The organism is Sandarakinorhabdus sp. (assembly GCF_987265915.1).
The window spans coordinates 2,844,720-2,868,979 of record NZ_OZ503948.1; the positions used below are offsets into that span (position 1 = coordinate 2,844,720).

25 protein-coding genes are annotated in these 24,260 nt (G+C 68.1%); 21 read left to right on the forward strand and 4 right to left on the reverse strand.

Translation table 11 applies throughout. The annotated features are described in order from the left end of the window. The first annotated feature begins 210 nt into the window (after nucleotides 1-210). The 21 genes from AC6UUM_RS13545 (at nucleotide 211) to AC6UUM_RS13645 (ending at nucleotide 20,016) form a co-directional block, all read left to right on the forward strand. On the forward strand, nucleotides 211-1,377 hold the full coding sequence (locus AC6UUM_RS13545) for an amine dehydrogenase large subunit (RefSeq protein WP_500802792.1): 1,167 nt from the start codon (nucleotides 211-213) through the stop codon (nucleotides 1,375-1,377). A 7-nt stretch (nucleotides 1,378-1,384) separates the two neighbouring features. Further along, nucleotides 1,385-1,948 (forward strand): MauE/DoxX family redox-associated membrane protein, encoded by a 564-nt coding sequence (locus AC6UUM_RS13550; protein ID WP_500802793.1) that lies wholly within the window; start codon nucleotides 1,385-1,387, stop codon nucleotides 1,946-1,948. A 22-nt stretch (nucleotides 1,949-1,970) separates the two neighbouring features. After that, on the forward strand, nucleotides 1,971-2,594 hold the full coding sequence (locus AC6UUM_RS13555) for a thioredoxin-like domain-containing protein (RefSeq protein ID WP_500802794.1): 624 nt from the start codon (nucleotides 1,971-1,973) through the stop codon (nucleotides 2,592-2,594). 27 nt (nucleotides 2,595-2,621) lie between these two features. Then, entirely contained in the window at nucleotides 2,622-3,167 is a 546-nt protein-coding gene (locus AC6UUM_RS13560; protein ID WP_500802795.1) for a methylamine dehydrogenase light chain, read from the forward strand. A 32-nt stretch (nucleotides 3,168-3,199) separates the two neighbouring features. Next, nucleotides 3,200-3,814, forward strand: coding sequence for a c-type cytochrome (locus AC6UUM_RS13565; protein ID WP_500802796.1), 615 nt, complete (start codon nucleotides 3,200-3,202; stop codon nucleotides 3,812-3,814). 280 nt (nucleotides 3,815-4,094) lie between these two features. Continuing rightward, a complete protein-coding gene (locus tag AC6UUM_RS13570; RefSeq protein WP_500802797.1) occupies nucleotides 4,095-4,631 on the forward strand; it encodes a type II secretion system protein N in 537 nt (178 codons plus the stop codon). After that, entirely contained in the window at nucleotides 4,628-6,709 is a 2,082-nt protein-coding gene (gspD, locus tag AC6UUM_RS13575) for a type II secretion system secretin GspD (protein ID WP_500802798.1), read from the forward strand. The genes AC6UUM_RS13570 and gspD overlap by 4 nt, the downstream gene beginning before the upstream one ends. Beyond that, nucleotides 6,706-8,160, forward strand: a complete 1,455-nt coding sequence (locus tag AC6UUM_RS13580) for a GspE/PulE family protein (protein ID WP_500802799.1) — start codon at nucleotides 6,706-6,708, stop codon at nucleotides 8,158-8,160. Before gspD ends, AC6UUM_RS13580 begins: the two co-directional genes overlap by 4 nt. Beyond that, entirely contained in the window at nucleotides 8,153-9,361 is a 1,209-nt protein-coding gene (gene gspF, locus AC6UUM_RS13585) for a type II secretion system inner membrane protein GspF (protein WP_500802800.1), read from the forward strand. Before AC6UUM_RS13580 ends, gspF begins: the two co-directional genes overlap by 8 nt. After that, nucleotides 9,358-9,792, forward strand: a complete 435-nt coding sequence (gene gspG / locus AC6UUM_RS13590) for a type II secretion system major pseudopilin GspG (RefSeq protein WP_500802801.1) — start codon at nucleotides 9,358-9,360, stop codon at nucleotides 9,790-9,792. Before gspF ends, gspG begins: the two co-directional genes overlap by 4 nt. A 73-nt stretch (nucleotides 9,793-9,865) precedes the next feature. Then, entirely contained in the window at nucleotides 9,866-10,387 is a 522-nt protein-coding gene (locus tag AC6UUM_RS13595) for a type II secretion system protein (protein WP_500802802.1), read from the forward strand. Continuing rightward, entirely contained in the window at nucleotides 10,371-10,736 is a 366-nt protein-coding gene (gspI, locus tag AC6UUM_RS13600) for a type II secretion system minor pseudopilin GspI (RefSeq protein WP_500802803.1), read from the forward strand. Before AC6UUM_RS13595 ends, gspI begins: the two co-directional genes overlap by 17 nt. Further along, complete coding sequence (gene gspJ / locus AC6UUM_RS13605; RefSeq protein WP_500802804.1) at nucleotides 10,733-11,326, forward strand: type II secretion system minor pseudopilin GspJ; 594 nt, start codon at nucleotides 10,733-10,735, stop codon at nucleotides 11,324-11,326. The genes gspI and gspJ overlap by 4 nt, the downstream gene beginning before the upstream one ends. After that, on the forward strand, nucleotides 11,323-12,264 hold the full coding sequence (gene gspK / locus AC6UUM_RS13610) for a type II secretion system minor pseudopilin GspK (protein WP_500802805.1): 942 nt from the start codon (nucleotides 11,323-11,325) through the stop codon (nucleotides 12,262-12,264). Before gspJ ends, gspK begins: the two co-directional genes overlap by 4 nt. Continuing rightward, a complete protein-coding gene (gene gspL, locus AC6UUM_RS13615) occupies nucleotides 12,261-13,301 on the forward strand; it encodes a type II secretion system protein GspL (RefSeq protein ID WP_500802806.1) in 1,041 nt (346 codons plus the stop codon). The genes gspK and gspL overlap by 4 nt, the downstream gene beginning before the upstream one ends. After that, a complete protein-coding gene (gene gspM / locus AC6UUM_RS13620) occupies nucleotides 13,298-13,765 on the forward strand; it encodes a type II secretion system protein GspM (RefSeq protein ID WP_500802807.1) in 468 nt (155 codons plus the stop codon). Before gspL ends, gspM begins: the two co-directional genes overlap by 4 nt. Further along, entirely contained in the window at nucleotides 13,762-14,418 is a 657-nt protein-coding gene (gspN, locus tag AC6UUM_RS13625; RefSeq protein WP_500802808.1) for a type II secretion system protein N, read from the forward strand. The genes gspM and gspN overlap by 4 nt, the downstream gene beginning before the upstream one ends. Then, nucleotides 14,412-14,819 (forward strand): hypothetical protein, encoded by a 408-nt coding sequence (locus tag AC6UUM_RS13630; protein ID WP_500802809.1) that lies wholly within the window; start codon nucleotides 14,412-14,414, stop codon nucleotides 14,817-14,819. The genes gspN and AC6UUM_RS13630 overlap by 7 nt, the downstream gene beginning before the upstream one ends. Continuing rightward, entirely contained in the window at nucleotides 14,819-15,508 is a 690-nt protein-coding gene (locus AC6UUM_RS13635; RefSeq protein WP_500802810.1) for a hypothetical protein, read from the forward strand. Before AC6UUM_RS13630 ends, AC6UUM_RS13635 begins: the two co-directional genes overlap by 1 nt. Nucleotides 15,509-15,691: 183 nt before the next feature. Next, on the forward strand, nucleotides 15,692-17,230 hold the full coding sequence (locus AC6UUM_RS13640; protein WP_500802811.1) for a beta-helix domain-containing protein: 1,539 nt from the start codon (nucleotides 15,692-15,694) through the stop codon (nucleotides 17,228-17,230). A gap of 80 nt (nucleotides 17,231-17,310) precedes the next feature. Further along, nucleotides 17,311-20,016, forward strand: a complete 2,706-nt coding sequence (locus AC6UUM_RS13645) for a TonB-dependent receptor domain-containing protein (RefSeq protein WP_500802812.1) — start codon at nucleotides 17,311-17,313, stop codon at nucleotides 20,014-20,016. 53 nt (nucleotides 20,017-20,069) lie between these two features. On the opposite strand, the gene AC6UUM_RS13650 is transcribed toward AC6UUM_RS13645, so the two are convergent. The 4 genes from AC6UUM_RS13650 to cuyA are packed head-to-tail and all read right to left on the reverse strand — an operon-like array spanning nucleotide 20,070 to nucleotide 24,239. Further along, nucleotides 20,070-20,687: a prolyl hydroxylase family protein gene (locus tag AC6UUM_RS13650; RefSeq protein ID WP_500802813.1), complete on the reverse strand. Its 618-nt coding sequence runs from the start codon at nucleotides 20,685-20,687 to the stop codon at nucleotides 20,070-20,072. Further along, nucleotides 20,684-21,439, reverse strand: coding sequence for a prepilin peptidase (locus AC6UUM_RS13655; protein ID WP_500802814.1), 756 nt, complete (start codon nucleotides 21,437-21,439; stop codon nucleotides 20,684-20,686). Before AC6UUM_RS13655 ends, AC6UUM_RS13650 begins: the two co-directional genes overlap by 4 nt. Further along, a complete protein-coding gene (cuyB, locus tag AC6UUM_RS13660; protein ID WP_500802815.1) occupies nucleotides 21,439-23,232 on the reverse strand; it encodes a cysteate racemase in 1,794 nt (597 codons plus the stop codon). Before cuyB ends, AC6UUM_RS13655 begins: the two co-directional genes overlap by 1 nt. After that, complete coding sequence (gene cuyA / locus AC6UUM_RS13665) at nucleotides 23,232-24,239, reverse strand: D-cysteate sulfo-lyase (RefSeq protein WP_500802816.1); 1,008 nt, start codon at nucleotides 24,237-24,239, stop codon at nucleotides 23,232-23,234. The genes cuyB and cuyA overlap by 1 nt, the downstream gene beginning before the upstream one ends. Between the last annotated feature and the right edge of the window lie 21 nt (nucleotides 24,240-24,260).

Genomic DNA, 24,260 nt, shown 5'->3' on the forward strand with positions numbered 1-24,260 from the left:
CGCGCACAGACATGCTGGAGTCCGTTCCTACGCAATTCGGGCAGTGCAGGACAGCTTGACGAATACTTGACGGCCGTCCAGCATCCACAGGTTATCGCGATCGGATACCGGATAGCTGGGCGAGTCGCGCTGGGGTAGCGTTTTTCAGTCGGATTTTGGGGGACAGGTGCGATCATGAAAACCACAGTAATTTCATTGCGGGCCAAAAGCTTGGCCACGGCGGTCCTGATCGGCGCACTGGCCGCCAGCGGCGCCATGGCGCAAAGCGCCGCGCCGCCGACCCCGACCACCTCAACCCCCGGCCTGGAGCCGGAAACGCCGTACACCAACAAATTGCCCGCCGCGTCGCCGCACTGGGGCATTTTCCGCGGCGGCTGGGAAGGCGGCGGCACCCGGATTTTCGACGGCGACACCGGCAAGATGGTTGGGCAGTTGAGCACGTCGCGCTGGTCCGATGTCGCGCTCGATCCGACGCGCAAGGCCTGGTATGTGTCGGAAACCATCTGGACCAAGATCAACCGCGGCACCCGCCAGGATTTCATCGCGGTCTATGATCCGGCCACGCTCAATCTGGTTACCGAAATCACCATGCCGGGCCGGCTGATCATCGGCGCGATGAACAACAATTTCCACATCAGCGACGATGGCAAGACGGCCTACGTCTATAATTTCAGCCCGGCTTCGTCGGTGAACGTTGTCGATCTGGAAAAGAAGAAGATGGCCCAGGTCGTCGAACTGCCCGGCTGCGCCAGCTTCATGCCAGTGGCCGGCGTCGGCTTTTCGGCGCTGTGCAGCGATGGCACCATCGCCACCGTCACGCTGACCGGCAAGACGCCGGCGATCACCCACACGGCGCCGTTCTTCAAGGCGGCCGAAGATCCGGTGTTCGACAGTTATGTGTTTGACCGCGCGAAGAAAACCGCGGTGTTCGTCACCTACACCGGACTGGTGCGCACCGCCACGCTCGGCGCTGCCCCGGTGGTCGGTGATGCCTGGTCGCTGCAGGCTGCGGCCGGCCTGCGCCCCGGTGACACCAAGCCGCTCGACATCAACTGGTTTCCCGGTGGCCGGCAGTTGACCGCGCTGCACAAGAAAACCGGCACGCTTTATGTGCTGATGCACCGCGGCGAGTATTGGACACAGAAGGAAGACGGCGAGGAATTGTGGGTGGTTGATCTGGCCGCCCGCAAGATCACCAAGCGCGTGCCGCTGAAGGATCCGGTATCCAACATCAATGTCACCCAGGATGACAAACCGCTGTTGTTCATGGGCGGCGACGGCGGCAAGGTGTTCGTGATGGATGCCGCCACCTATGAACAGAAACATGCCCTGGAACGCGCCGGCGGCGGCGTGATCCATACCTTCGACGGGCAGTGAGCCTCGCTTGGGCGGCAGCATCCTCTTGATCGCGGGAAGCGCGGTTGGCGTCGTGGTGGCGCTGCTGTTCCTGGTGGCGGGCATCGGCAAGCTGCGCCATTTTGCACTGCTGCCGGGCGTGATCGCCAATTATCGCCTGCTGCCGCTGGCGCTTGTGGCACCGGCCACGGCCATGTTGCCGCTGGCAGAATTGGTGATCAGTGCAGGGCTGGTGCTCGGCCTGGTCGTGCCGCTGCCGCTGTTCGTGCATGATGCGGCGGTCGCGGCGGCCTGGCTGCTGCTGGTGTTTGCGACCGCCATGGCCATCAATATCCGTCGCGGCCGCCGCCACATCGATTGCGGCTGTGGCCATGCCGCCTTGCGCCAGCAATTGGGCTGGGGCCAGGTGGGGCGCAATGTGGTGCTCGCCGCCGGGCTGTTGCCTTTATTTGCAACGGGGATCGCACCACCATTGGCGGGCGCTGATCTGGCGGTGGCGCTGGTCACCGGCTTTGCCGGCTATCTGCTGTTGTTGTTGTTTACCACGCTGAACGCCGTTGCCGGGCTGGCGCCCGGCCGGGCGCGCGGTTGATATTCAAGAGGTTTCGCACTCCATGTCCACCCTGCTGATCATCAATGAAGCGCTGCAATGGCTGGTGCTGATTGCGCTGGGCGTCGCGGGCCTGGCGCTGGCCCGGCAGGTTGGCGTGCTGCATGTGCGCGTGGCCCCGGCCGGCGCGCTGGATGCCAATCGTGGCCCGGCGGTGGGCGATGTCGCGCCGCCGCTGGCGGTCACCACGCTGGATGGCCGGCCCTATACAGTTGGTGGCGCGTCCGGGGCTGGCCTGCGCTTGCTGATGTTCGTTTCGGCGCAATGCCCGATGTGCAAATCGCTCATCCCGGTCGCGAAGAATTTTGCCGCTGCCGAGCGCATCAGCCTGGTGTTCGTGGGCGATGACACGCCGGCGATCCAGCAATCACTGGTGACGGCGCAGGGCCTTGATGCCTATCCGTTCATCAACAGCGATGAGGTCGGCCGCCTGTTCGAAGTCGACAAGCTGCCGCACGCCGTGCTGATGGACGCGGCTGGCAAGATCTTGGCCAAGGGGCTGGTCAACAGCCGCGAACATCTCGAAAGCCTGATCGTCAGCCACGAAATGGGCGTGGCGAGTGTGCAAGACTATATTGCCGGTCTGAAGCCGGCAGCCGCCAAACCGCACGCCGCGGCGACAGCGTGACAACCAGCTAGCCAAGGGGGACACGATATGAGCAAGTTCAACATGGATGCGCTGGGCGAAAAATGGCTGCGCAAGTTCGCCGGCAACACTTCGCGCCGCTCCTTCATCACCAAGCTGGGCGCCACCATCGTCGCCGCGCCGGTGTTTCCGCTGCTCCCCGTGAGCCGCGCCAACGCCGCCAAGCCGGACCGCACGCCGGAAGCCAAGACAGCCTTTGCCCGCAACGCGCAGACCAAGGACGATACCAAGTGCACCTATTGGCGCTATTGCGCCATCGATGGTTCGCTGTGCAGCTGCTGCGGCGGCACCGCGGCGAGCTGCCCGGCCGGCACCGAGCCCTCACCGGTGTCGTGGGTGGGCACCTGCATCAATCCCGATGATGGCAATGCCTATCTGATCGCCTATCGCGACTGCTGCGGCAAATCGGGTTGCGGCCAGTGCGGCTGCGACAACACCGATCGCGAAACCCAGCTGTACATGCCGCAGCTCAACAACAACGTCATCTGGTGCTTCGGCACGAGCAGCATGGAATATCACTGCTCCACCGCCGTGCTGGTCGGGAAGGCGCAGTAATGCGATCAGGGCGGTGTCTGGCGCTGGCAGCAATGGCGTTGTTTGCCATTGCTGCGGCTCCGCCGCCGCCCGGCGCAGCCGCAAAAGTCCCGCCCGGCGCAGCAGCAAAAGTCCCGCCCGGCGCGACGATTCCGGCCTTTGCCGCGCCCCCGCCCAAAGGCACGCCGTTCCAATACCCGGCGGAAATGACCCAGGCGCAATCCGACTATGTCGAACATTGCGGCGGCTGCCACGGCATCCACGGCTATGCCGCGCCGGCCGATCTGCCGACCATCGGCGGCCGCGTCGGCTGGTTCATGTGCCTGCCCGAAGGCCGGTCCTATCTGGCGCGCCTGCCCAACATCGCCCGGTCGCGCATCACCGACAATGAGCAGCTGGCCGATCTGATGAACTTCATGGTGTTCGGCCTGGGCGGCGGCACCGCGCCCGCCACAGCCAAGCCGTTCACTGCCGACGAAGTGGCGAAGGAGCGCATCATCCCCTTCACCTCCGTCTCGCTGATCCAGACCCGCAAGCTGATCGTTGAAAAGCTCATCAAATCCTGCGGCGCGCCGGCCTCGCTGCGGCTGATGTATCCGGGCGAGGTGAAGCCCAAAACCACCGCCGCCCTGTCACCTCGGCGTGGCTTTGGCAGCAAGGCGGAATAGCGCCGCCCCTAGTGCGGTCTATCCAGCAGTACCCAGTCATGCTGGCGACGGCCCGCATCCACGGTGCCGCCAGTCCCCTACGTGGCAACACAAGACCCCCGCCCCACACTGGATGCTGGCCTTCGCCAGCATGACTTGGCCAAATTGGGGAGGGCAAGCCGTGGCCGAGACCCCCATCCCGTCACAATGCTGTAACCAGACCGTCACACGCAGCCGATAGGGCAAGGTCTCGCTTCGAATCCGGCTTGGATTCCCGGCCCGTCCGATGGAGTGTGTGGGGGTGCAGAAGCTGATCGCCAACCAGAGCCGGATGCCGCCGGCCCTTGCCGTCGCCGAAACCACCGGCTGGGGGGTGGCGGGCATCGTGCTGGCCCGCGCCCTGTGGCTGGTGGTGACTCCGTCCGGGCCGTTGGGCACGCCGCTGGTCGCCGCCGCCACAACGGCATCACCGCTGGCGTTGGCCGGCAGCGATCCGTTTTTCCCGGCTGGTGCTGCCGCGCCGGATGCGGTGTCGGGCCTCGATCTGGCGCTGGTCGGCACGCGGGTGGATGCTGCCAGTGCGCGCGGATCGGCGATCATTGCCACGCCCGATGGCCGCCAGCAAAGCTTTGCGGTAGGCGACGAGATCATGCCGGGGGTGAAATTGGTGGCGGTGGAATTCGAATCGGTGGTTCTGGACCGCGGCGGCGCGCGCGAAACCCTGTATATCGATCAATCCCCCAGCGATGCCGCCGCGCCGACAGCGCAAGCGGCGGTGCAGGTCGCGCCGCCTTTGCAGGCCCCGCCCGCCCCGCCGACCGGAGCGCCCGCCAAATGATGCGCCGGATTATCCCGCTGCTGCTCGCCGCGCAGCTCATCGCGGCACCGTTGCTGGCGCAGCAGACGGTCAATCTGCGCGATGCCGATGTGCGGGCCTATATCCAGGATGTGGCCCGCGCCACCGGGCGCAGCTTCATCATCGATCCGCGTGTGCAGGGCAAGGTGACGGTGGTGTCCGAACGCCCGCTCGATCAGGCCGGCTATTTCGAGCTGTTCCTGTCCACGCTGCGTGCCAATGGCCTGGTGGTCACGCCGGCAGCCGGCGGCGCCTTTCGCGTTGCGCCAGCCGATGGCGCGGCCACCCAGCCTTCGGGCGGCACCGGGCGCGACCGGTTTGAAACCATCGTCATCAACCTCAGCTTCATCGATGCCGCCAGCGCCATCGAAACGCTGCGACCACTGGTCAGCCGCGAAGGCCAGGTGACGGCCAACCGCGCCGGCAATGCGGTGATCGTTGCGGATTATGCCGACAATGTCGCCCGGGTGCGCACCATCGCCCGGCAGATCGATCAGGATCGCGCCGCGGTACGGGTGATTGCGCTCAAACACGCCGGCGCGCGCGAGATCGCCACCAGCCTGTCGCAAGTCGCGCAAGGCAGCGCCGAAGGCCGCGGCTGGCAAGTGGCGCCGGTCGATGCCAGCAACAGTCTCGTCTTGCGCGGTGACCCCGCCACCCTCGCCAAGCTGGCACGCATCGTCGGCGATCTGGATCAGGCCGCCGCCGCCGGCGCCGATGTGCGGGTGATTTTCCTCAATCATGCCGATGCCGAGAAGCTGGTGCCGGTGTTGCAGCAACTGGTGGGCCAGCAGGTCAGCCCGGCCAGCCAGGCCGCGCCGCTGGCGCTGCCGATGCAGAGCCAGCTTGGCGGCAACAGCACGCAAACCACCGGCCAGCCACAGCAGCAGAGCAGCGCGCCACAACCGACGCCCACCACCGGCGGATCACTGGGCACCAGCGGCTTCGTGCCCGGTGCCAGCATCGGCCGCGGCCAGGCGGTGATCGCGCGTTATGAAGGCGCCAACGCGCTGGTGATCGCCGCGCCCGCCGATGTGCAGCGCCGGCTGGGCGAAGTGATCCGCCAACTCGATGTGCGCCGCGAACAGGTGCTGGTCGAGGCCGTGATCGTCGAGATCAGCGACATCGCCGCACAGCGCCTGGGCGTGCAGTTCCTGCTCAGCGGCACCGGCGGCAGCAATATCCCGTTCTCGGTCACCAACTACAGCAATGCCGCGCCCAATCTGCTCTCGGTCGCCGGCGCCATCGTGTCGGAGCGGCGCTATGGGCAAGACAATGCCACATCGGTGGCGCTGCGCACCGCCGCGGTGAACAGCCTGCTGAATGCCAACGGCGGCCAGTTCGGCTTTGGCGGCAATCTCGGCAGCGGCGCGGTGTTCGGCTTCGTGGTCAATGCGGTGAAGGCCGACACCGCTTCCAACGTGCTCTCCACCCCGTCGGTGATGGCGCTGGACAATCAGCAGGCGCATATATTGGTCGGCCAGAATGTGCCGATCGCCACCGGCCAGGCGCTTTCGAACAATTTCGACAATGCGTTTCGCACCGTGCAGCGCCAAGATGTCGGCATCGTGCTGGACGTGCGGCCCCAGATCAACGCCGGCAACACCATCAAGCTGAGCCTGCGCCAGGAGGTCAGCAGCATTGCCTCGGCGGTGGTGACGGCCAACATCCCCGATTTGATCCTCAACAAGCGCGAGATCAGCACCACGGTCACGGTGGACGATGGCCAGATCATCGCGTTGGGCGGCCTGATCGACGAGAATGAGCGCCGTGCGGTCGAAAAAGTGCCGCTGCTCGGCGACATCCCGTTCCTCGGCAATCTGTTCCGATCGAAATCGCGCAATCGCACCAAGACCAATCTGATGGTGTTCATCCGCCCGACCATCATCCGCAATGCCGAAGACGCCGCGCGGATTGCCGGCGACCGCTATCAATATGTGCGCGCCGAACAGGCCAGCCGCGAAGGCAGCGCCGCCACCAGCCTGGATGCGCTGGTGCGCGATTATCTGAAGGCCACTCCGCCCGGAAACCCGCCCGCCCCGCCGCCGCCGCCACAATGACCGCCCCAACCCTCTCTTACGGCTTCGCGCGCGCGCAAGGGGTGATCGTCACGGCGCTCGGCGATGTGGCCGACGTCGCCCGCCGCGCCGGCAGCAGCCTATCGGCGCTCAGCGAAGTGCGCCGCCTCGCTGGCCGACCGCTGCGCATCCGCGAGGTTGGCGCGGCAGAATATGATCGGCTGTTGCAGGATCATTATGCCGCCACTGCCTATGCCGGCGGCGCCGATGATCTGGCCGCCCTGTCCGATGATCTGCCGTCGGCCGAGGATCTGCTGGCCAGCGACGACGAAGCCCCTGCCATCCGCCTGATCAACGGCCTGATTGCCGAAGCCGCTCGGCTGAAAGCGTCGGATATCCATATCGAGCCGTTCGAATCCGGCCTTGTCGTGCGCATGCGGCTGGATGGCGAACTGCGGGAGCTGCATCGCCTGCCGCCCGGCGTCGCGCCGCTGCTCGCCAGCCGCATCAAGGTGATGGCGCGCCTCGACATCGCTGAACGCCGCCTGCCGCAGGATGGCCGCATGGAATTGGCGCTGGGCGGCAAGCGGCTGGATGTGCGCGTGTCCACCCTGCCGGCCCGCGGCGGCGAGCGCGTCGTGCTGCGCCTGCTGGACAAGGACAATGCCGGCATCGATCTGGTTGGCCTCGGCATGCCGGTCGCCGTCGATGCATCGTTGCGCGCTGCGCTGGCGGAACCCAACGGCCTGGTGCTGGTGACCGGCCCGACCGGCAGCGGCAAGACCACCACGCTCTATGCCGGCCTGAAGCTGCTGAACGATGGCCGCCGCAACATCCTGACCGTGGAAGACCCGGTGGAATATGCCGTCGATGGCATCGGCCAGACGCAGGTCAATGCCCGCGTGGGCTTGAGCTTCGCCGCCGGCCTGCGCGCCATTTTACGCCAGGACCCCGACGTGGTGATGGTCGGCGAAATCCGTGATGGCGAAACCGCCGGCATCGCCGTGCAAGCCGCGCTCACCGGGCATCTGGTGCTGTCGTCGTTGCACACCAATGATGCCGCCAGCGCCATCACCCGCCTGCGCGATTTCGGCGTGGAGCCGTTCCTGCTCGCCGCCACGCTGCGCGCCGTGGTGGCGCAACGGCTGGTACGCCGCCTGTGCCCGTCGTGCCGCACCAGCCGCCCCGCCGCGACGTCCGAAGCCAGCAGCCTGGGCCTGAACAGCGGCGATCCGATCTGGCACGCAGGCGGCTGCACCGCCTGCAACCACAGCGGCTGGCAGGGCCGCGTCGGCCTGTTCGAGATCATCCGCATGACCGACGCGCTCGCCACCCGCATCCACGCCGGCGCCAGCGCGGTCGAACTTGCCGAAGCCGCTGGCAGCCCCGGCCTTGCGGCCATCGCGCGCCAGGCAGTGACCGATGGCCTGACCACCCCGGCCGAAGCATTGCGCGTGATGGGCCTGCCGGAACTGGAGCCAGAAGATGGCTGACTGGCGCTATGAAGCGCTCGATATCGCCGGCCGCCCGCGCGCCGGCCGGCTCGCCGCGCCGACGCCGGAAGCCGCCCGCGCCGATCTGCTGGAACGCAAGCTGTTTGCTACCAAGCTTGAACCCGCCGCTGCCGTCGCCACGCCGGCCGAAACCCGCATCAGCGGCAAGCTCAAACCAGCGGCGCTGGTGCTGTTCACCCGCCAGCTCGCCACGCTGGCCAGCGTTGCCCCGCTGGAAGAAGCCCTGCGCACCATCGTGCGCCAGACCGAGTCTGAGCGAAGCAAGGCTGTGCTTGCCAGCGTGCACGGCGCGGTTGTCGAAGGCCGCCGCCTGTCGGACGCGATGAGCCTGGCCCCCGGCAGCTTCCCGCCGATCTACCGCGCCATGGTCGCCGCCGGCGAAGGCGCCGGGACGCTGCCCGCCGTGCTCGAACGCCTCGCCAATCTGCTGGAGCGCCAGGCCGAACTGAAGGGCCGGGTGCAATCGGCGCTGGCCTATCCGGCGGCGCTGGCCATTGTCGCCACCCTGTCGGTCGCCGCGCTGATGGCGTTCGTGGTGCCCACCATCGCGCGCCAGTTTGCCGATATCGGCCAGAGCCTGCCTTTGCTCACCCGCATCGTCATGGCAATCAGTGCCGGCCTCGCCAATTTCTGGTGGCTGATCCTGATCCTCATTGCCGGCGGTGCGGCCCTGTTCGGCCGGGCGCTGCAGGATGCGGATTTCCGGCTGCGCTTCGATGGCTGGCTGCTGCGCCAGCCGATCGTCGGGCGGCTGCTCCGCGATCTGGCCGCCGCGCGGCTGGCGCGCACGTTGGCGATGATGGTCGCCAGCCGGCTGCCGCTGGTCGATGGCCTGATGCTCACCCTGCCGACCATCGGCAACCACGCCATCCGCGCGCGTGTGGCCGATATGGCCAGCGACATCCGCGAGGGCGCCAGCCTGACCACCGCCATGAAGCGCGCCGCCGTGCTGCCGCCGCTGCTGGTCGCCATGGTGGCTGGCGGTGAAAGCGCCGGGCGGCTCGACACCATGCTGGAACGCGGCGCCGAGGCGCTGGAGCGCGAATTCGACGCCGTCACCCGCACCGGCCTGGCCGTGCTGGAACCGGCGATCATCCTGGTAATGGGCGGTGCGGTGGCGATCATCGTGCTGTCGATCCTGCTGCCCATATTGCAACTGGAAAGCCTGGCCGGAGCATGAAGAATCAGCGTCCAACACCCAATGGCTTCACCCTGATCGAGCTGATGGTGGTGATCGTCATCATCGGCATCCTCACCACGGTGGTGGTGATCAACGTGCTGCCCAATGTCGACAAGGCCGCCATCACCCGCGCCCGCGCCGACATTGCCGCGCTGGAAACCGCGCTCACCAGCTACAAGGCCGATACGATGGTGTTTCCCAGCAGCGCGCAGGGCCTCGCCGCGTTGAAAACCGCACCCACCGATCTTGCGCAACCCGATCGCTATCGCCCCGGCGGCTACCTGACGCGCCTGCCCGATGACCCGTGGGGCCACCCCTATCAATATGCCAGCCCCGGCAACCACGGTGCCTTCGATGTGTGGTCGATGGGGCCGGACGGCACCAGCGCCCCAGGAGGGGAGGCCGATGACATCGGCAACTGGAACCTTTAAGAGCCTGTTTGGGCATGCCGCGGGTCGGTCTGGCGGCGCTTTTCCGCCACCCCGGCGTCGCGGCCTTGCCTCGATGCGCTCCGGCATAGCGGCTGCGCCCGCTCATTGTGGTGACGAAAAAACGCTCGCCAGCCCTCAGCCGCCGCATGCCCAAACAGGCTCTGAAGCCGGCTTCACCCTGGTGGAACTCACCGTGGCCATGCTGATCATCGGCATGGCCAGCGCGGCGCTGCTGCTCTCGTTGCCGGCGCCGGGCGGCGATGTGCGCCGTCAGGCCGACCGGCTCGCCGCCCACGCCGCCGCGGCGCGCGATCTGGCGATCAGCTGCGGCTGCGCGGTGCGGCTGGCGACGGGCGTGGCCGGCTGGCAGGTGCTGCGGCTGGCCAGCGGTAATGCCTGGTTGCCCGATCCGACGATGAAGCCCGCCGCCCTGCCCGCCGGCATGGCGTTGCCGGTGAGCAATGTCGATTTCAATTCCACCGGCCTTGCCACCCCGGCGCGCCTGCTGATCAGCACGGATGGCGGTCAAGGGCAAGCCGGGGCAGCGGCCGTGACCATCGATGCCGCAGGAGGCGTGCGTGCCGGTGCCGCATAAGCCCGCGAACGGCTTCAGCCTCATCGAGGTGATGGTCGCACTGGCCATCTTCGCCATGGCCGCGGTCGCGCTGGTGCGGCTGTCCGGGCTGTCCCTGACGGGCGCGGTGCATCTGGCCGATCGCCAATATGCCGCCACGGTGGCGCGCAATCAGGCGCTGGAAGCCCTGCTCTCCCCCACCGCGCCCACCGCCGATCAGGGCCGTGAACGCGCCGGCCAACGCGATTGGCCGTGGCAGCGCCGCGTGGCGCCCGGGCCGGTGCCGGGCACGCAGTTGGTGATCGTGACGGTGCGCGGTGATGCCGATCAGATCATCGCAACGGACCAATTGCTGTGGAGCGGGCAGTGAAGCGCGCAACAGCCCAATCCGGCTTCACCCTCATTGAACTGCTCGTCGGCCTGTTCCTGTTCGGCGTGATGGCCGCCGCCGGCACCGTGCTGCTCGGCAGCGCCGTGCAGGCCGGCGACAGCAGCCGCGTGTTGCTGGGTGACGCACAAGCGCAGATTCGCCTGCGCGCGTTGCTCAGCGCCGATGCCAGCCAGGCCGCCCCCCGGCCATGGCGGGACGGCGAAGGCCGCAGTCGGCCGGCGTTCTCGGCCAATGATGGGACATTGTTCACGCTGGTGCGGCGCGGCTGGCGCAACCCCGATGGGGCGGCGCGCGCCAGCCTGCAACGGGTGAGTTGGGCGATCGAGGATGGCAATCTGGTGCGCCGTACCGCGCCGATGCTGGATGGCGATGCACCGGGCAACGCGACCGTGCTGGCCAGCGGCATCGGCAGCGCCCGGCTGCGATTGCTCGGCACCAACGGCTGGCAGGACGCCTGGGTGGGCACCAGTCCCGCCGCCCTGCCGCGCGCCATCGAATTGACGCTCACCGGCAAGCAATTGGGCCATCTGCGCCATGTGCTGCTGATCGGGCCGGGGGGGACGCCATGAAGCGGCCCGTTCCACCGCGCGAACAAGGCGCGGCGCTGATCAACGTGCTGGTGCTGGTCGGCGTGCTGGCCACCTTGTCCACCAGCCTGTTCGACCGCCTGCGCCTCGCCCGCGCGCTGGAGGCCAATCGCGACGGTCGCGCCCTGCAGGAAGCCGCCGTCCTCGCCGCCGAGACCATGGCGCTTGCCAGCGCCGCGCCTGCCGTGCCGCTGCCCAGAAACGGCCTGCAGATCGCAGCCGGCGGTGCCCGCGCCGCGGTGACGCCCGGCGGCAATTGCTTCAACCTGAACAGTGTCGCGCTTGGGGCTCCAGGGCGCAGCGTCGCCCGGCCGCTCGGCGTCGATCAGCTGGCGCGCCTGCTCACCACGCTTGATGTGCCGCAGGATGAAGCCGCCCGCATCGCCGCCGCCACCGCCGACTGGATCGACATCGATGCGATGCCCGGCCCTGGTGGCGCCGAAGACCCGGCCTATGCCCGCGCCGCCACGCCCTATCGCACCGGTTCGACGCTGCTGGCCGAAGTGTCCGAATGGCGCGCGGTGGCCGGCGTCACACCGGCGATCTATGCGCGCGCCCGACCCTTTGTCTGCGCGCTGCCCGAAGCGGAATTGTCACGGCCCAACCTCAATTCGATGCGGCCCGCCGACGCGCCGGTGCTGTCGGCTATCACCGGCGCGCCGCTGGCCACGGCGCGCGATGCGATCGCGGCGCGGCCGGCTGCCGGTTGGGCCAGCCTTGCCGATTTCTGGGCGCAGCCGTTGCTGGCGGGACGCGCCATCGCCGCCGATGCGCTGCGCCAGCCGGAGCTGCGCGACCGCTGGCTGGCGTTGACGGTGACCGGCCTCGATCCATTGCAGCCGATTGCAGCCACCGGCCTGATCGATGCCGGCCGCGCGCCGGCGCGGCTGGTGGTGCGGCGCTGGGGGCCAGAAGAATGATTGTCGTTTATCTTGCGCCAGCCGCGCGCTGGCAGCGCTGGGGCGACGGCCGGCTGATCGCCAGCGCCGCCGGCTGGCCCCCCGAATCTGCTGCCGCTGATCCAGCCGTGCCGCTGATGCTCGCCGTGCCCGGTGAGGCAGTGGCGCTGCACTGGATTGATCTGCCCGATCTGGCGCCGGCGCAGGCCGCCGCTGCCGCCCGGCTGGCGCTGGCCGATCGGCTGGCGGAAAGCGACCCGCATATCGCCGTGGCATCCGGTTCTGGCCCGCGCGCGGTCGCCGTGGTCAGCCGCACCGTGATTGCCGGCTGGCTGGCCGAACTGGCGCGAAATGGCCTCAGCGCCAGCCGCATCATCCCCGATCCGCTGTTGCTGCCGGTGCCCGTTGCTGGCTGGGCGGTGGCGCGCGATGGCGGGCGTGTGCTGGCCCGCAGCGCCGATGCCGCCTTTGCGGCCGAGACTGACCTCGCCACCGCCCTGATCGGCAGCGATGCCGTGGCCGAAGCCGCGCTGGCGCCGCCGGCGGCGGACGCGCTCAACCTGCTGGTCGGTGATTTCGCCCCCGTCACCCGCTGGCAGCCGCCCGCCGGGCTGTGGCGGCGCTGGGCGCTGCTGGCGGCGACCATCGCCGGGCTGTGGCTGGCCGGCGATGTCGCGGCGCTGCTGCGCGCCCGCGCTGCGGCCAGCACCGCCGATGCGCAGACGCTGGCGCTGGCGCGGCCGCTGCTCAGCGCCGGTGCCGAAGATGGCGCGGCGGCGCTGGCCGGCCTGGCGGCCGTCGCGCAGCAACGCGGCGCCGATGGCGGCTTGGGGACCCTTGCGGCGCCGGTGGTGCAGGCTTTGGCCGCACGGCCGGGTGCAGGCCTTGGCAGTCTCAGCTACACGCCAGCCGGCGGGCTGGTCGCCGGCGTCGCCGGCGGCCCGGCCGAAGCCCAGGCACTGGCCGCAGCGCTCGCGCCATCGGGCCTGACCGTCAGTGTTGGCGCCACCCGCGCCACGGCGGACGCCAGCATCACCGATGTGAGTGTGCGCAAATGATGACCGTCTTCACCCCATGGTGGAACGACCGCAGCCTTCGTGAACGCGTGCTGCTGGCCATCATGGCGGCGCTGCTGGGCGGCCTGCTGGTCTGGCTGATGGTGCTGCGGCCGCTGGGTGTCGCGCGCGAACAGGCCGTGGCAGACGCCAGCGCCGCCGCCGCCCGCCGCGCGCAAGCCCAGACGTTGGTCGCCGCCATCCGCGCCCGCCCCGCCGCCACCGGTGCCCCGGTGCAGGACATCATCAGCCGCCGCCTCGCCGAAGCCGGCCTGCAAGCCGCACGGCTGGACGCGCAAGGGTCGGGCCAGGCGGTGGTGGAAATCGCTGCGGTCAATGGCCGGCTGCTGCTCGGCTGGGCCAGCGGGCTGGAAGCGCGCGATGGCCTGGTGATCGATCAACTGGAGGCGACGCGCAATCCCGACCAATCGGTGCGCGTGCGCCTGACCGTGCGGCGCGCGCAATGATGCGTATCTGGCCCTTGGCTGTCGGCCTCGCCATCGGCGCACTCGCCTTGCTGCCGGCGCGGCTGCTGCTGCCCGCGCCGCCGCTGTCCGCTGCCAGCGTATCTGGGAGCATCTGGCGCGCGACCATGAATGATGCTGCCATCGGCAGCGCCCGCCTCGGCCAGGTCGATCTCAGCCTGCAACCCGGCGCGCTGCTGCAAGGCCGGCTGCAATGGCAAGCGGCCGGCGCTGTCACCGGACGGCTGTTCCAGGGCGCGTCGGGTGGCGGCGGCGAGGGCCTGACCGGCACGCTCGCCGGCACCGCCCTGCCCGGCCTGCCGCTGGCCGGCATCACTTTGGCCGAAACCGGCATCACGCTGGATGTCGATGGCCGCTGCCGCAGCGCGACGGGGCAAGTCACCGCCACGCTGGCCGTCGCGCTGGCCGGGCAGACCAGCCTGGCCGGTGCACCGCGTTGCGACGGTGCGGTGCTGCTGCTGCCGCTGGCCAGCCCGGATGGCCGCGTGCGGCTGGATGTACGGATCACGGCGCAAGGCTGGCAGGCGCGGCTGGCCATCGCCGGCGCCGCCCCGGCCGAAGCCCTGGCGCTGGCCGCCGCCGGCTTCGGGCGCGCGGGCGGCGAGATTGTGCTAAACCGCGCGGCATCATGGTGATCGCCGCCCTCATCGCCGCGCAGCTGGCCGCCGCCAGCCTGCCGCCCGGCCTGTCCGAACTGCCGCCACAACCGCTGCCGGCTGGCGAATGCGCGCTGTTCCTGTGGGACCGCGCTTCAACGAAGCGCTTCGCCATGCTCGGCCGCAATCCGGCGCTGCTGCGGCTGGTGATCGATGGCCAGATCAACGATCTGCCGGTCACCGCCGCCGAAGGCAGCGCCGTGCTCGGCTTTGCGCCGGTCAGCCGCTATCGTTCCGCCACCCGCAGCTATGAAGTGCGGCTGACCATCCTGCCTGCAACCGCCGGCGGCGCGGTGGTGCGCGATGGCAGCCTGACCATCACCGAAGCCGATGGCAGCGCACTGGTGCTGCCGGTGGCGGGGCTGGCCGGCTGTCCGTGATGGCGGCGCGGCGCAACACCCGCCAGGAATGGGCCATCGCGATTGGCGGCGGGCTGGCGATGGCCGCGGCGCTGGTGTTTGTGTTGCGCGGGGCGGGTTCGGATTCGGCGACGGAATCAACGGTGGTGGCGACAGTCGCCCCGCCGCCGATTGCGCCGCCGCTGCCTGCTGTTTCGGCGGCTTCGGCCCCCACCGATCTCGCGCTGGCCGGTTTGCGGACTGGGCCCGATGGCGGCATGGCCATTGTTGTCACCGGCGGCCGGCAATATCTGCTGCGCCCCGGCCGCAGCCTGCCCGGCGGCTTGCGGCTGTTGCGGGTGGAGCCTGGCCGCGCCGTCCTCGCCGGGCCAGGCGGCGAGCAGATGCTGGCCTTTCCCGATGCGCCCAAAACAGCCGCCACCGGCCCCTCGCTGCCGCCCGGTGGCGACCCGACACCGTGGCTGCTGGCCACCGCCCCACTGCGCAGTGCGCAGGGCCTGGATGGCTGGCGGCTGACCAGCCTCGCCGGCTTGCCCCTGCTCGCCCGCGCCGGACTGCGCCCGGGTGACGTATTGCTGGCGGCCAATGGCGCTGATCTCCTGTCTGAAGAAAAGATCATGGAGTTGCCGCAGGAGCTGGCCGCCAACGGACAATTGGCCCTGCGGGTGCGCCGTGGCGGTCAAGTGATGGAAATCATGGTGAAACCCTGATCGAAGCTGGTGCCCGCCCGCTGCCACTGTCTTCATATTGCAACATGGTCGTCACGCCATTGCAACGCAGACGTAATCCCACCGCCACGAATCGCGCCTATCTGCGGCCTTAATTCGGGGGCAGACTCAATCGGCCATCGTCGCACCCCGGACATTGCCAACCCACGGCCAAAGGGGTGTCCCATGAATCTTCGTCTTCGTGCCTTGCTGCTGATCGGTTCGGCTGTTGCGCTCGCCGCCTGCGATGGCGCCAGCAACATTGCCTCGCCTGGTGAAGGCACGCTGGTTGTTCCGGCCCCGACGCCCACCCCGACGCCGACACCCACGCCGACACCGACGCCGACCCCCACCGGCCCTGCCACCGATTGCCCCGCCGGCACCGCGAACGTCGGCGTTATCAACAACCTGCGCAACTGCTCGCTGTCTGGCACCATCACCGGCGCCCTGACCCTGCGCAACATCCGCGGCGTGGTCTATTCGCTCAACGGCCGCGTCAACGTCGGTGTCGATCTCGGCTCCGATCCGGGCGCACCGGCCGCTGGTGGCAGCCAGGGCATCCTGACCGTTGAACCGGGCGTGGTCGTGTTCGGTTCGTCCGGCGCCGATGCGCTGGTGATCAACCGCGGCTCGCAGATCTTCGCCGAAGGCACCGCCACCCGCCCGATCATCTTCACCAGCCGTTCCAACATGGAAGGCGCCGTGAATGACAGCTCGATCGGCCAGTGGGGCGGCATCGTCGTCCTGGGCCGCGCGCCGATCCACACCTGCGTCGGCGCTGGCGCCACGCCGGGCACCGCATCGTGCCAATCCGCCATCGAAGGGCTGACCGGCGCCTTCTACGGTGGCGGCTCGCCGTCCGACAATTCGGGCCGCCTGCAATATATCCAGGTCCGCTATCCGGGTTTCGAAGTCAGCCCCGGCAACGAACTCAACGGCATCAGCTTTGGCGGCGTCGGTTCCGGCACCTTCGCCCAGAACATCCAGGTCCATAACAGCTCCGACGATGGCATCGAATGGTTCGGTGGCCGCCTGAACCACAAGTTCCTGGTCATCACCGGCGCCGACGATGACTCGATCGACACCGATCTCGGTTTCAAGGGCCTGATGCAATATGTGCTGGTCGTGCAGCGCAGCGATGGCGGTGACCGCACGATCGAAGCCGACACCGCCGGCGGCGAAACCCGCACCCCGCGCTCCAATCCGCGCATTGCCAACTTCACCTTCATCGGTCGCCGCACGCCGGACGCCGTGCTGCTGCGCGGCGGCACCGATTACGGCCTCGTGAACGGCATCATTTCCAACAGCGCGGCCGGCTTCTGCCTCGATATCGATGGCAACCAGACGGCGGTGACCACGGCCGATACCGCCACTGACGAAGCCGGCGGGCCGATCTTCCGTTCGGTGATCTTCGGCTGCCCGGCCGCCGCCCGTGACGAAACCGACGTGCCGGTGGCGGGCATCACACCGCTGATCACCGGGAACAACAACCTGCTGCCGCCGGTGACGCTGACGCTGACCAACGTGTTCCTGCCCGGCACCTTCGAAACCGCCGCCGTGGCCACCAACCCGCGCACCGCGTTCACGGGCACCGGCACCTTCTTCGACGAAACCACCTATGTGGGCGCGTTCCGCAACGCCACCGACACCTGGTACACCGGCTGGACCTGCGGCGTCGGCACGGGTGCCACGGCCTGCACCGCAGCCCCGTCGCCGATCCAGTGATCACCCTGACGGTCGGGGCGGCAATCCGCCCCGGCCGTTCGCCAAGCCACGCAACGTGGCATTCCCAGGGGGTCTAGACCATGAACATGCCAAAGCCGCTGCACATCCTGCTTTCCACCACCATGCTGGCCGGCATCGCCGCGCCAGCGTTTGCGCAGGCGGCACCGCCTGCCGCGCCGCCGGCACCGCCCGCTGCTGCCGACGCCGCCGTGCCCGAAGAAGAGCCGGTTGACGTTTCCATTCCTGGCGGCGGTGGCAGCGAGATCGTTGTCATCGGTCGCCGTATCCCCAACACCGTGCGGCTCAGCCGTGAAGTGGTGTCGGTGCTGAGCCAGGCCGATATTGCCCGGACCGGCGAAGGCGACATCGCTGGTGCCCTCAAGCGCGTCACCGGCCTGTCGGTGGTGGGTGGTCGCTATGTCTATGTCCGCGGCCTGGGCGAACGCTATTCGCTGGCGCTGCTGAACGGCCTGCCGATCCCGTCGCCGGACCCGCTGCGCCGCGTGGTGCCGCTCGATCTGTTCCCGACCTCGGTGCTGGCCTCCTCGATCGTCCAGAAAAGCTATTCGGTGAACTTCCCCGGTGAATTCGGCGGCGGTGTCATCAACCTGACCACTCGTGCCGTGCCCAAGGAAGCCTTCTTCACCGTGGGCGGCAGCATCGGCGCCAACACCGCCACCACCGGGCAGCTCGGCTATGTCTATGCCGGCGGCACCACCGATTGGACCGGCTTTGACAGCGGCGTCCGCAATCTGCCGGCCGGCCTGCGCGCCAGCCAGGACAGCGGCAAGGCGCTGGCAGTCGGCAGCAATTACACGCTGAGTCAGCTGCAGACGATCACCGCGTCGCTGACCAATGCCGAAACCAATGTGATTTTCCGCAACGACAATATCCCGGTGAACTGGGGCGCCAACATGTCGGGTGGCCGCGCCTGGGATATTGGCGATGGTCGCATCGGGTTCGTGTTTGCCGCCGGTTTCTCCAACGATTGGCAGACCAAGGCCGGCAAGCAGCAATTGTCGGGCGGTGTCGCGGTTGGCACCGGTGGCCAGCGCCAGCTGAACGCCGATCAGGATTTCAACTTCGCCTCCACCGAATTCCGCAGCGTCTTGAACGGCCTGTTCAGCGTTGGCGCCGAATTTGGTGATCACAAGGTCCGCTTTTCGAACCTGTATGTGAACGACACCATCAAGGAAGCCCGCATCCAGGCCGGCACCGACGATATCAACGTCGGCGGCGATCGCCTGCTGCAGCGCAACGCCACCGCGCTGTTCCGCCGCCAGTTGATCGACACGCAGCTGGTTGGCGAGTTCAAGTGGGACAATCTCACGCTGGAACTGCGCGGCACCTATGCCAACACCAAGCGTTTGTCGCCTTATGAACGCAACAACAACTATGCCTTCTCGGCGCAGTTCAACGATTTCGTCAACGATCTGCGTTCGCCGGGTCAGGCCAGCACGGTGGCGTTCAGCCGCCTCAATGAAAACGTCCTCGCTGGCGGGATCGATCTTGGTTACCGGGTGCGCGATGGTGCCTTCCCGGTGCGTTTCACCGGCGGCTATGCCTATACGAAATCCGATCGCAGTTCCGAACGCTTTGATTATCGCTATCAAACCAACGCGGCGCTGCCCGGTGGCGTGACCCAGCAGCGGCCGGATTTCCTGCTGTCAGACTTCAACGTCTACACCTACGGCATCGCTCTCCAGTCGGTCTCCACCGTGTCGCCGCGCTATGAGGCGGCGCTGACCACCCAGGCCGGCTATGCCCAGGTGGAGATGGAACCGACCGATGGTGTGCAGATCGTTGGTGGCATCCGTTATGAAAGCGGCCGCCAGAATGTGACGCCGGTTGACGTGTTCAACAGCAATCCGGGTTCGGCCTTCAACACGCCGACCAACATCAACCGCGGTTATTGGCTGCCGGCGGCGACCCTGACCTGGAATTTCATGGCCGACATGCAACTGCGCTTTGCGGTGTCCAAAACCATCGCCCGGCCGCAGTTCCGTGAACTGGCGCCGCAGCCCTATTTCGATACCGAAAGCGACCGTCTCAGCTTTGGCAACCAGTTCCTGACCAATTCGGAACTGATCAACGCCGAAGCGCGCTATGAATGGTATTTCGGCCGCGACGAGAAATTGTCGGTGGGTGCCTTCTACAAGGACATCAAGAACCCGATCGATGCCATTGCCTTCGTGCAGGGCGGCACGTTCCAGACGACCTTCGCCAACGCGCCGAAGGCCCAGCTGTATGGCGCCGAAATCGAAGCGGTGAAATATTTCGATCTGGCCGGTTGGGGCGATTTCTTCGACAGCCGCCGCTTCTTCATCTCGGCCAACTACACCTACACCGATTCGAAGATCCAGGTGAAGGCCGGCGATACGACCCGTTTCCCGCTCTCGGGCGCGGTCGTGCCGGCCACGGACATCTTCCTCGATGGCCGCCCGCTCACTGGCCAGTCCGATCATCTGGTGAACCTGCAACTGGGCTTCCAGGATGAAGACGGCCTGTCGGAACAGACGTTGCTGTTCAACTATGCCAGCACCCGCGCCGCCTTCCGCGGCCCGGCCGGTCAGCCCGATCTGATCGAAAAGCCCGGCATCCGGCTCGATCTGGTCATCCGCCAGGGCTTCAAGGTCTTCGGCCACGAGATCGAAGCCAAGCTGGAAGGCCGCAACCTGACCAATACGCGTTATCAGGAATATCAGACCCTGAATGCCAGCCGGATCGACACCAACACCTATGTGCTGGGTCGCACCTTCCAGGCGAGTGTTTCGGCCAAGTTCTGAGCCTTTTGACGTACAAGCCGCCGGCACTGGCAACAGCGCCGGCGGTTTTGTGTTCAAACCACCGGCGGCGTCCGGCGCGGCCGGTCGCGAAACCAGGCGGTGATGATATATTTGGTGCCGGCGCGCACCGGCAGGCCGGCGTGCAGCGTGGCCGGATTCGGCGTGCCATCGGGCAAGCAATTGTTCCAGGCCAGCAACTTGCCGGTTTCCGGCTGGAACAATTTGTTCAGATGCTGGAACCGCGTCGCACCGCCGGCATCGGGCTGGTTCAGATAGACCATCATCGTCCAGGTGCGCTGGCCGCCGTCTTCGGTGTGCGGGTAAAAATCGAGGCCGGTCGGCTCGAAATAGTCGGTGTGCATCTGGAACTGCTGGCCGGGGGCATAGCGCTGGCCCTGCAAAGCTTCCGCATGGGCCAGCGGCAGGCCGGCATAATCCGCCAGCCGGCGAAAGACGCTGCCGACCAGCGCATCATCGGGCGGCAGATCGGCCGTCTCGCTGGTGCGGAAATCGGGCGACGCGCCATAGGCATCGGTGATGGTCGAAGGCCGGCGATGCACATCGATCAACGCGACCAGCCCGGCACATTCATCCGCCGTGAGGAACTTCTTCTTCTGCAACAGCTCCACGCGCTTGTCGGGCAAGCGCTGGGCACCGGCAAAATGGCTCATCGCAGCAGCTCCTTCCAGCCTGGCCCGATCCACAGGCCGATCAACGCCACCCCAGCAAGCAGTGCGCCGAAGGGCAGCCGCGTCATGCCCGTCACGTTGCGGCCACGCAGCGCATCCCAGCCGGCCAGCCCCAAGCCAACCCCGGCCGCCGCGCTGATCAGCAGCGGCAAGGCCCACACCCCCAGCATGGCCCCCAGCCCGGCCAGCAGCTTGGGATCGCCGCCGCCCAGGCCATCATGCCCGCGCCACCAACGATAGGCCGCACCGATCAGCCACAGCCCGGCAAAGCCCAGCCCGGCCCCCCACAGCCGCTCGCCCAACGGCGGGCCGGGAAGCAAGAAGGCCACCGGGATCAACGGCAAGGTCAGCACGTCCGGCAACCACTGATGCTCGGCATCAAGGATGATCAGCGTCAAAAGCCACCAGCCGGCACCGGCCAGCGCGAGGCCGTCCAGCCCCGGCCAGCGCCACAGCAGCACCGCACCAATGGCGGCCGCCGCCAGTTCAATGGCGAGATGGCGCGGGGCAATGGCCGCGCCGCAGCGCGCACAGCGGCCGCGCTGGGCCAGAAAGGACAGCACCGGCACCAGTTGCAACGGCCCCAAACCCGTGCCGCATGCATCGCAGTGCGACCGCCCGGTGATGGCCAGCCCCTGCGGCCAGCGCCAGGTGAGCAGCGCCAGGAAACTGCCGGCAATCAACCCCAGCACCGCCCCGGCCGCCACCCAGAAGGCCAGCATGGGGGCCAGCATCAGGGGATCAAGATCTGGCGCACCGCTTGGCCACTGGCCAACGCATCGAGCGCGTCGTTGATCTCGCTCATGGGCCGCACCCCGGTCAGCAGCCGCTCCACCGGCAGGCGCCCAGCACGCCACAGCGCGATATAGCGCGGAATGTCGCGCGCCGGCACCGCCGACCCCATGTAGCTGCCGATCAGCGTCTTGGCCTCCGCCACCGGCTGCACGGCGGGGATGGTGAAGGGGTCAGCCGGGTTGGGCAGTCCGACGGTAACAATGCGCCCGCCGCGCGCCGCGGTGCGGAAGGCCTCGGCCAGCACCTTGCCGCTGCCGACGCTTTCGATGGCGACGCGCGGGCTCCCGTGGGTGGCAAAGGCCGCGGCAGCGTCTTCGGGGGCAACGGCGGCGCGCGCGCCCAGCGCCAGCGCCAGCGCGCGTTTTTCCGCGACCGGATCGATGGCGATCACCGGTTCGGCGCCGGCGGCAATCGCACCCATCAACGCGGCCAGGCCAACCCCGCCCAGGCCCCAGATGGCGACGCTTTCGCCGGGGCGCACCACCGCCGAATTGAACACCGCGCCCACCCCGGTGAGCACGGCGCAGCCGAACAATGCGGCGATCTCGGCGGGAATGTCATCATCGATAGCCACGCAGCTGCGCTCATCGATCACCGCATGGCTGGCAAAGGCCGACAGGCCGAGATGATGGTGCACGGCATGTCCGCATTCCGACAGGCGAAAGCCGCCGCCGAGCAATTCGCCCTTGCCGTTTGCTGCCGCGCCATTGGGGCACAGCCAGGATTCGCCGCTGTGGCAGGCTGTGCAATGGCCGCACGCCGGCAGGAACGCCATGACGACGCGCGCCCCCGGCGGCAAGCGCGTGCCGGGCCCGGCGGCCTCGACCCGCGCGACCGCTTCATGGCCCAGCGCCATCGGCATCGGCCGCGGGCGATCGGCGTTCACCACCGAAAGATCGCTGTGGCACAGGCCGGCGGCCTCGATGCGAACCAGCAGCTCGCCGGGGCCGGGCGGCGCCAGATCGAGCGTCACCAGCCGGAGCGGCCGCGAGGTGGCATAGGGGCGGGCAGCGCCCATGGTGTCGAGCACGGCGGCGATGGTCTGGGTCATGGCCTCTCCATATCGGGCAATGCCGCAGCCGCCAATGTCGCGCGGGCCAGTGCTGCGGTCGAAATCGATCAGCGGCACGGCCACATCGGCCTGGCGCAACAGCAGCGGCACTTCGGTACAGGCCGCAATGATCACATCGCAGGTCAGCGCCAACCGGGCCGCTTCGCCGGCCAGCGCGGCGCGCACCGCATCGCTGCGGTCCCCGGCCTTGATGGCGTTCACGCACCGCTGCACCACGGCCAGATCGCCGTCGATCACCGGCACGAGGCTGGCGCGGCCATAAAGATCGAGCGCCAGCGTTGCACCCACCGCCAGCACGCCGATGCGGCGCGGGCGATGGCCAAGCGCTTCGGCCAGCGCGGCATCGATCATCGACACGAACGGCACGCCGGCATCAATCGCATCGGCCCAGCCATGGGCAGCATTGCACGGCATTGCCAAAATCTGGGCGCCCTGCGCCACCAACGCCTGCGCCATGGCGGCCAGCGTCGGGCCGGGCGACGGGACAGCGCCGCGCACCGCGGCATTGCGATCCGGCACATGCGGATTGCTGTCGATCAGCACGCGGGGATGATCCGTGTCGTGGGTGGCGGCCACGCCCGCCACCAACCGGGCCAGAAAATCGGCTGTTGCCGCCGGCCCCATGCCGCCGATGACGCCGATGGTGCGCCAGCCGGGCATCAGTTCAGTGCGGGATCGCGCAACACATTGGCAAAGGCCGACAGGCTGGGCGAGCCGCCGGTGTGCAGGAACAGCACGCGTTCACCCGCCGCGATGCGGCCATCGCGCACCAGATCGATCAACCCGGCCATGGCCTTGCCGCTGTAGACCGGATCGAGCAAAATGCCTTCCTGCGCCGCCAACTGCCGCACCGCCGCCACCATGTCGCGGGTGGGCAGCGAATAGCCGGGGCCAACCCATTCATCCAGGCAGACAATATCGGCCGCCACTGGCTGCGGGGTGCCCAGCAGATCGGCGGTGGCCTGCGCCAGGCGCAGCACATTGGCTTCCTGTTCGGCGCGTTGCCGGCGCACGTTGATGCCGGTCACCGGAATGCCGGCGTTCAGCGCCACCAGCCCGGCGACCAGCCCCGAATGAGTGCCGGCGCTGCCCGATGCCACCACGATGCGATCGAAGGCCACGCCCATCTCGAAGCTCTGGTCCATGATTTCCTGCGCGCAGGCGGCATAGCCGAGCGCGCCCAGCGGTGACGACCCGCCGCCAACGATCACATAGGGCCGCCCGCCCGCCGCGGTGACGGCCGCCGCATCCGCTGCCATCTCGGCCGCCAGATCGGCACCGGCCTTGACCATGCGCACATTGGCGGCGCCCATCAGATCGAACAGCAGATTGTTGCCCAGCGCATCTTCGGCATAGCTGCCCGGCACCCGCTCTTCGATCACCAGCCGGCACTTCAAGCCTTCCTTGGCAGCGGCGGCCAGGGTGAGCCGGCAGTGATTGCTCTGCGGCGCGCCCACCGTGATCAGCGTGTCGGCGCCCTTGGCCAGCGCATCGGCGACCAGAAATTCCAGCTTGCGCGTCTTGTTGCCGCCGCCAGCCAGGCCGAGCAGGTCATCCCGCTTGATCCACAATTCCGCCCCGCCCAGCGCGGCAGACAAGCGCGGCAGCGGTTCGAGCGGCGTGAAACCGGGGGTGTAGCGGCGGCGAGGGAAGCGAGCGAGGTTCATGGCCAGCGCAATGGCGCAAGC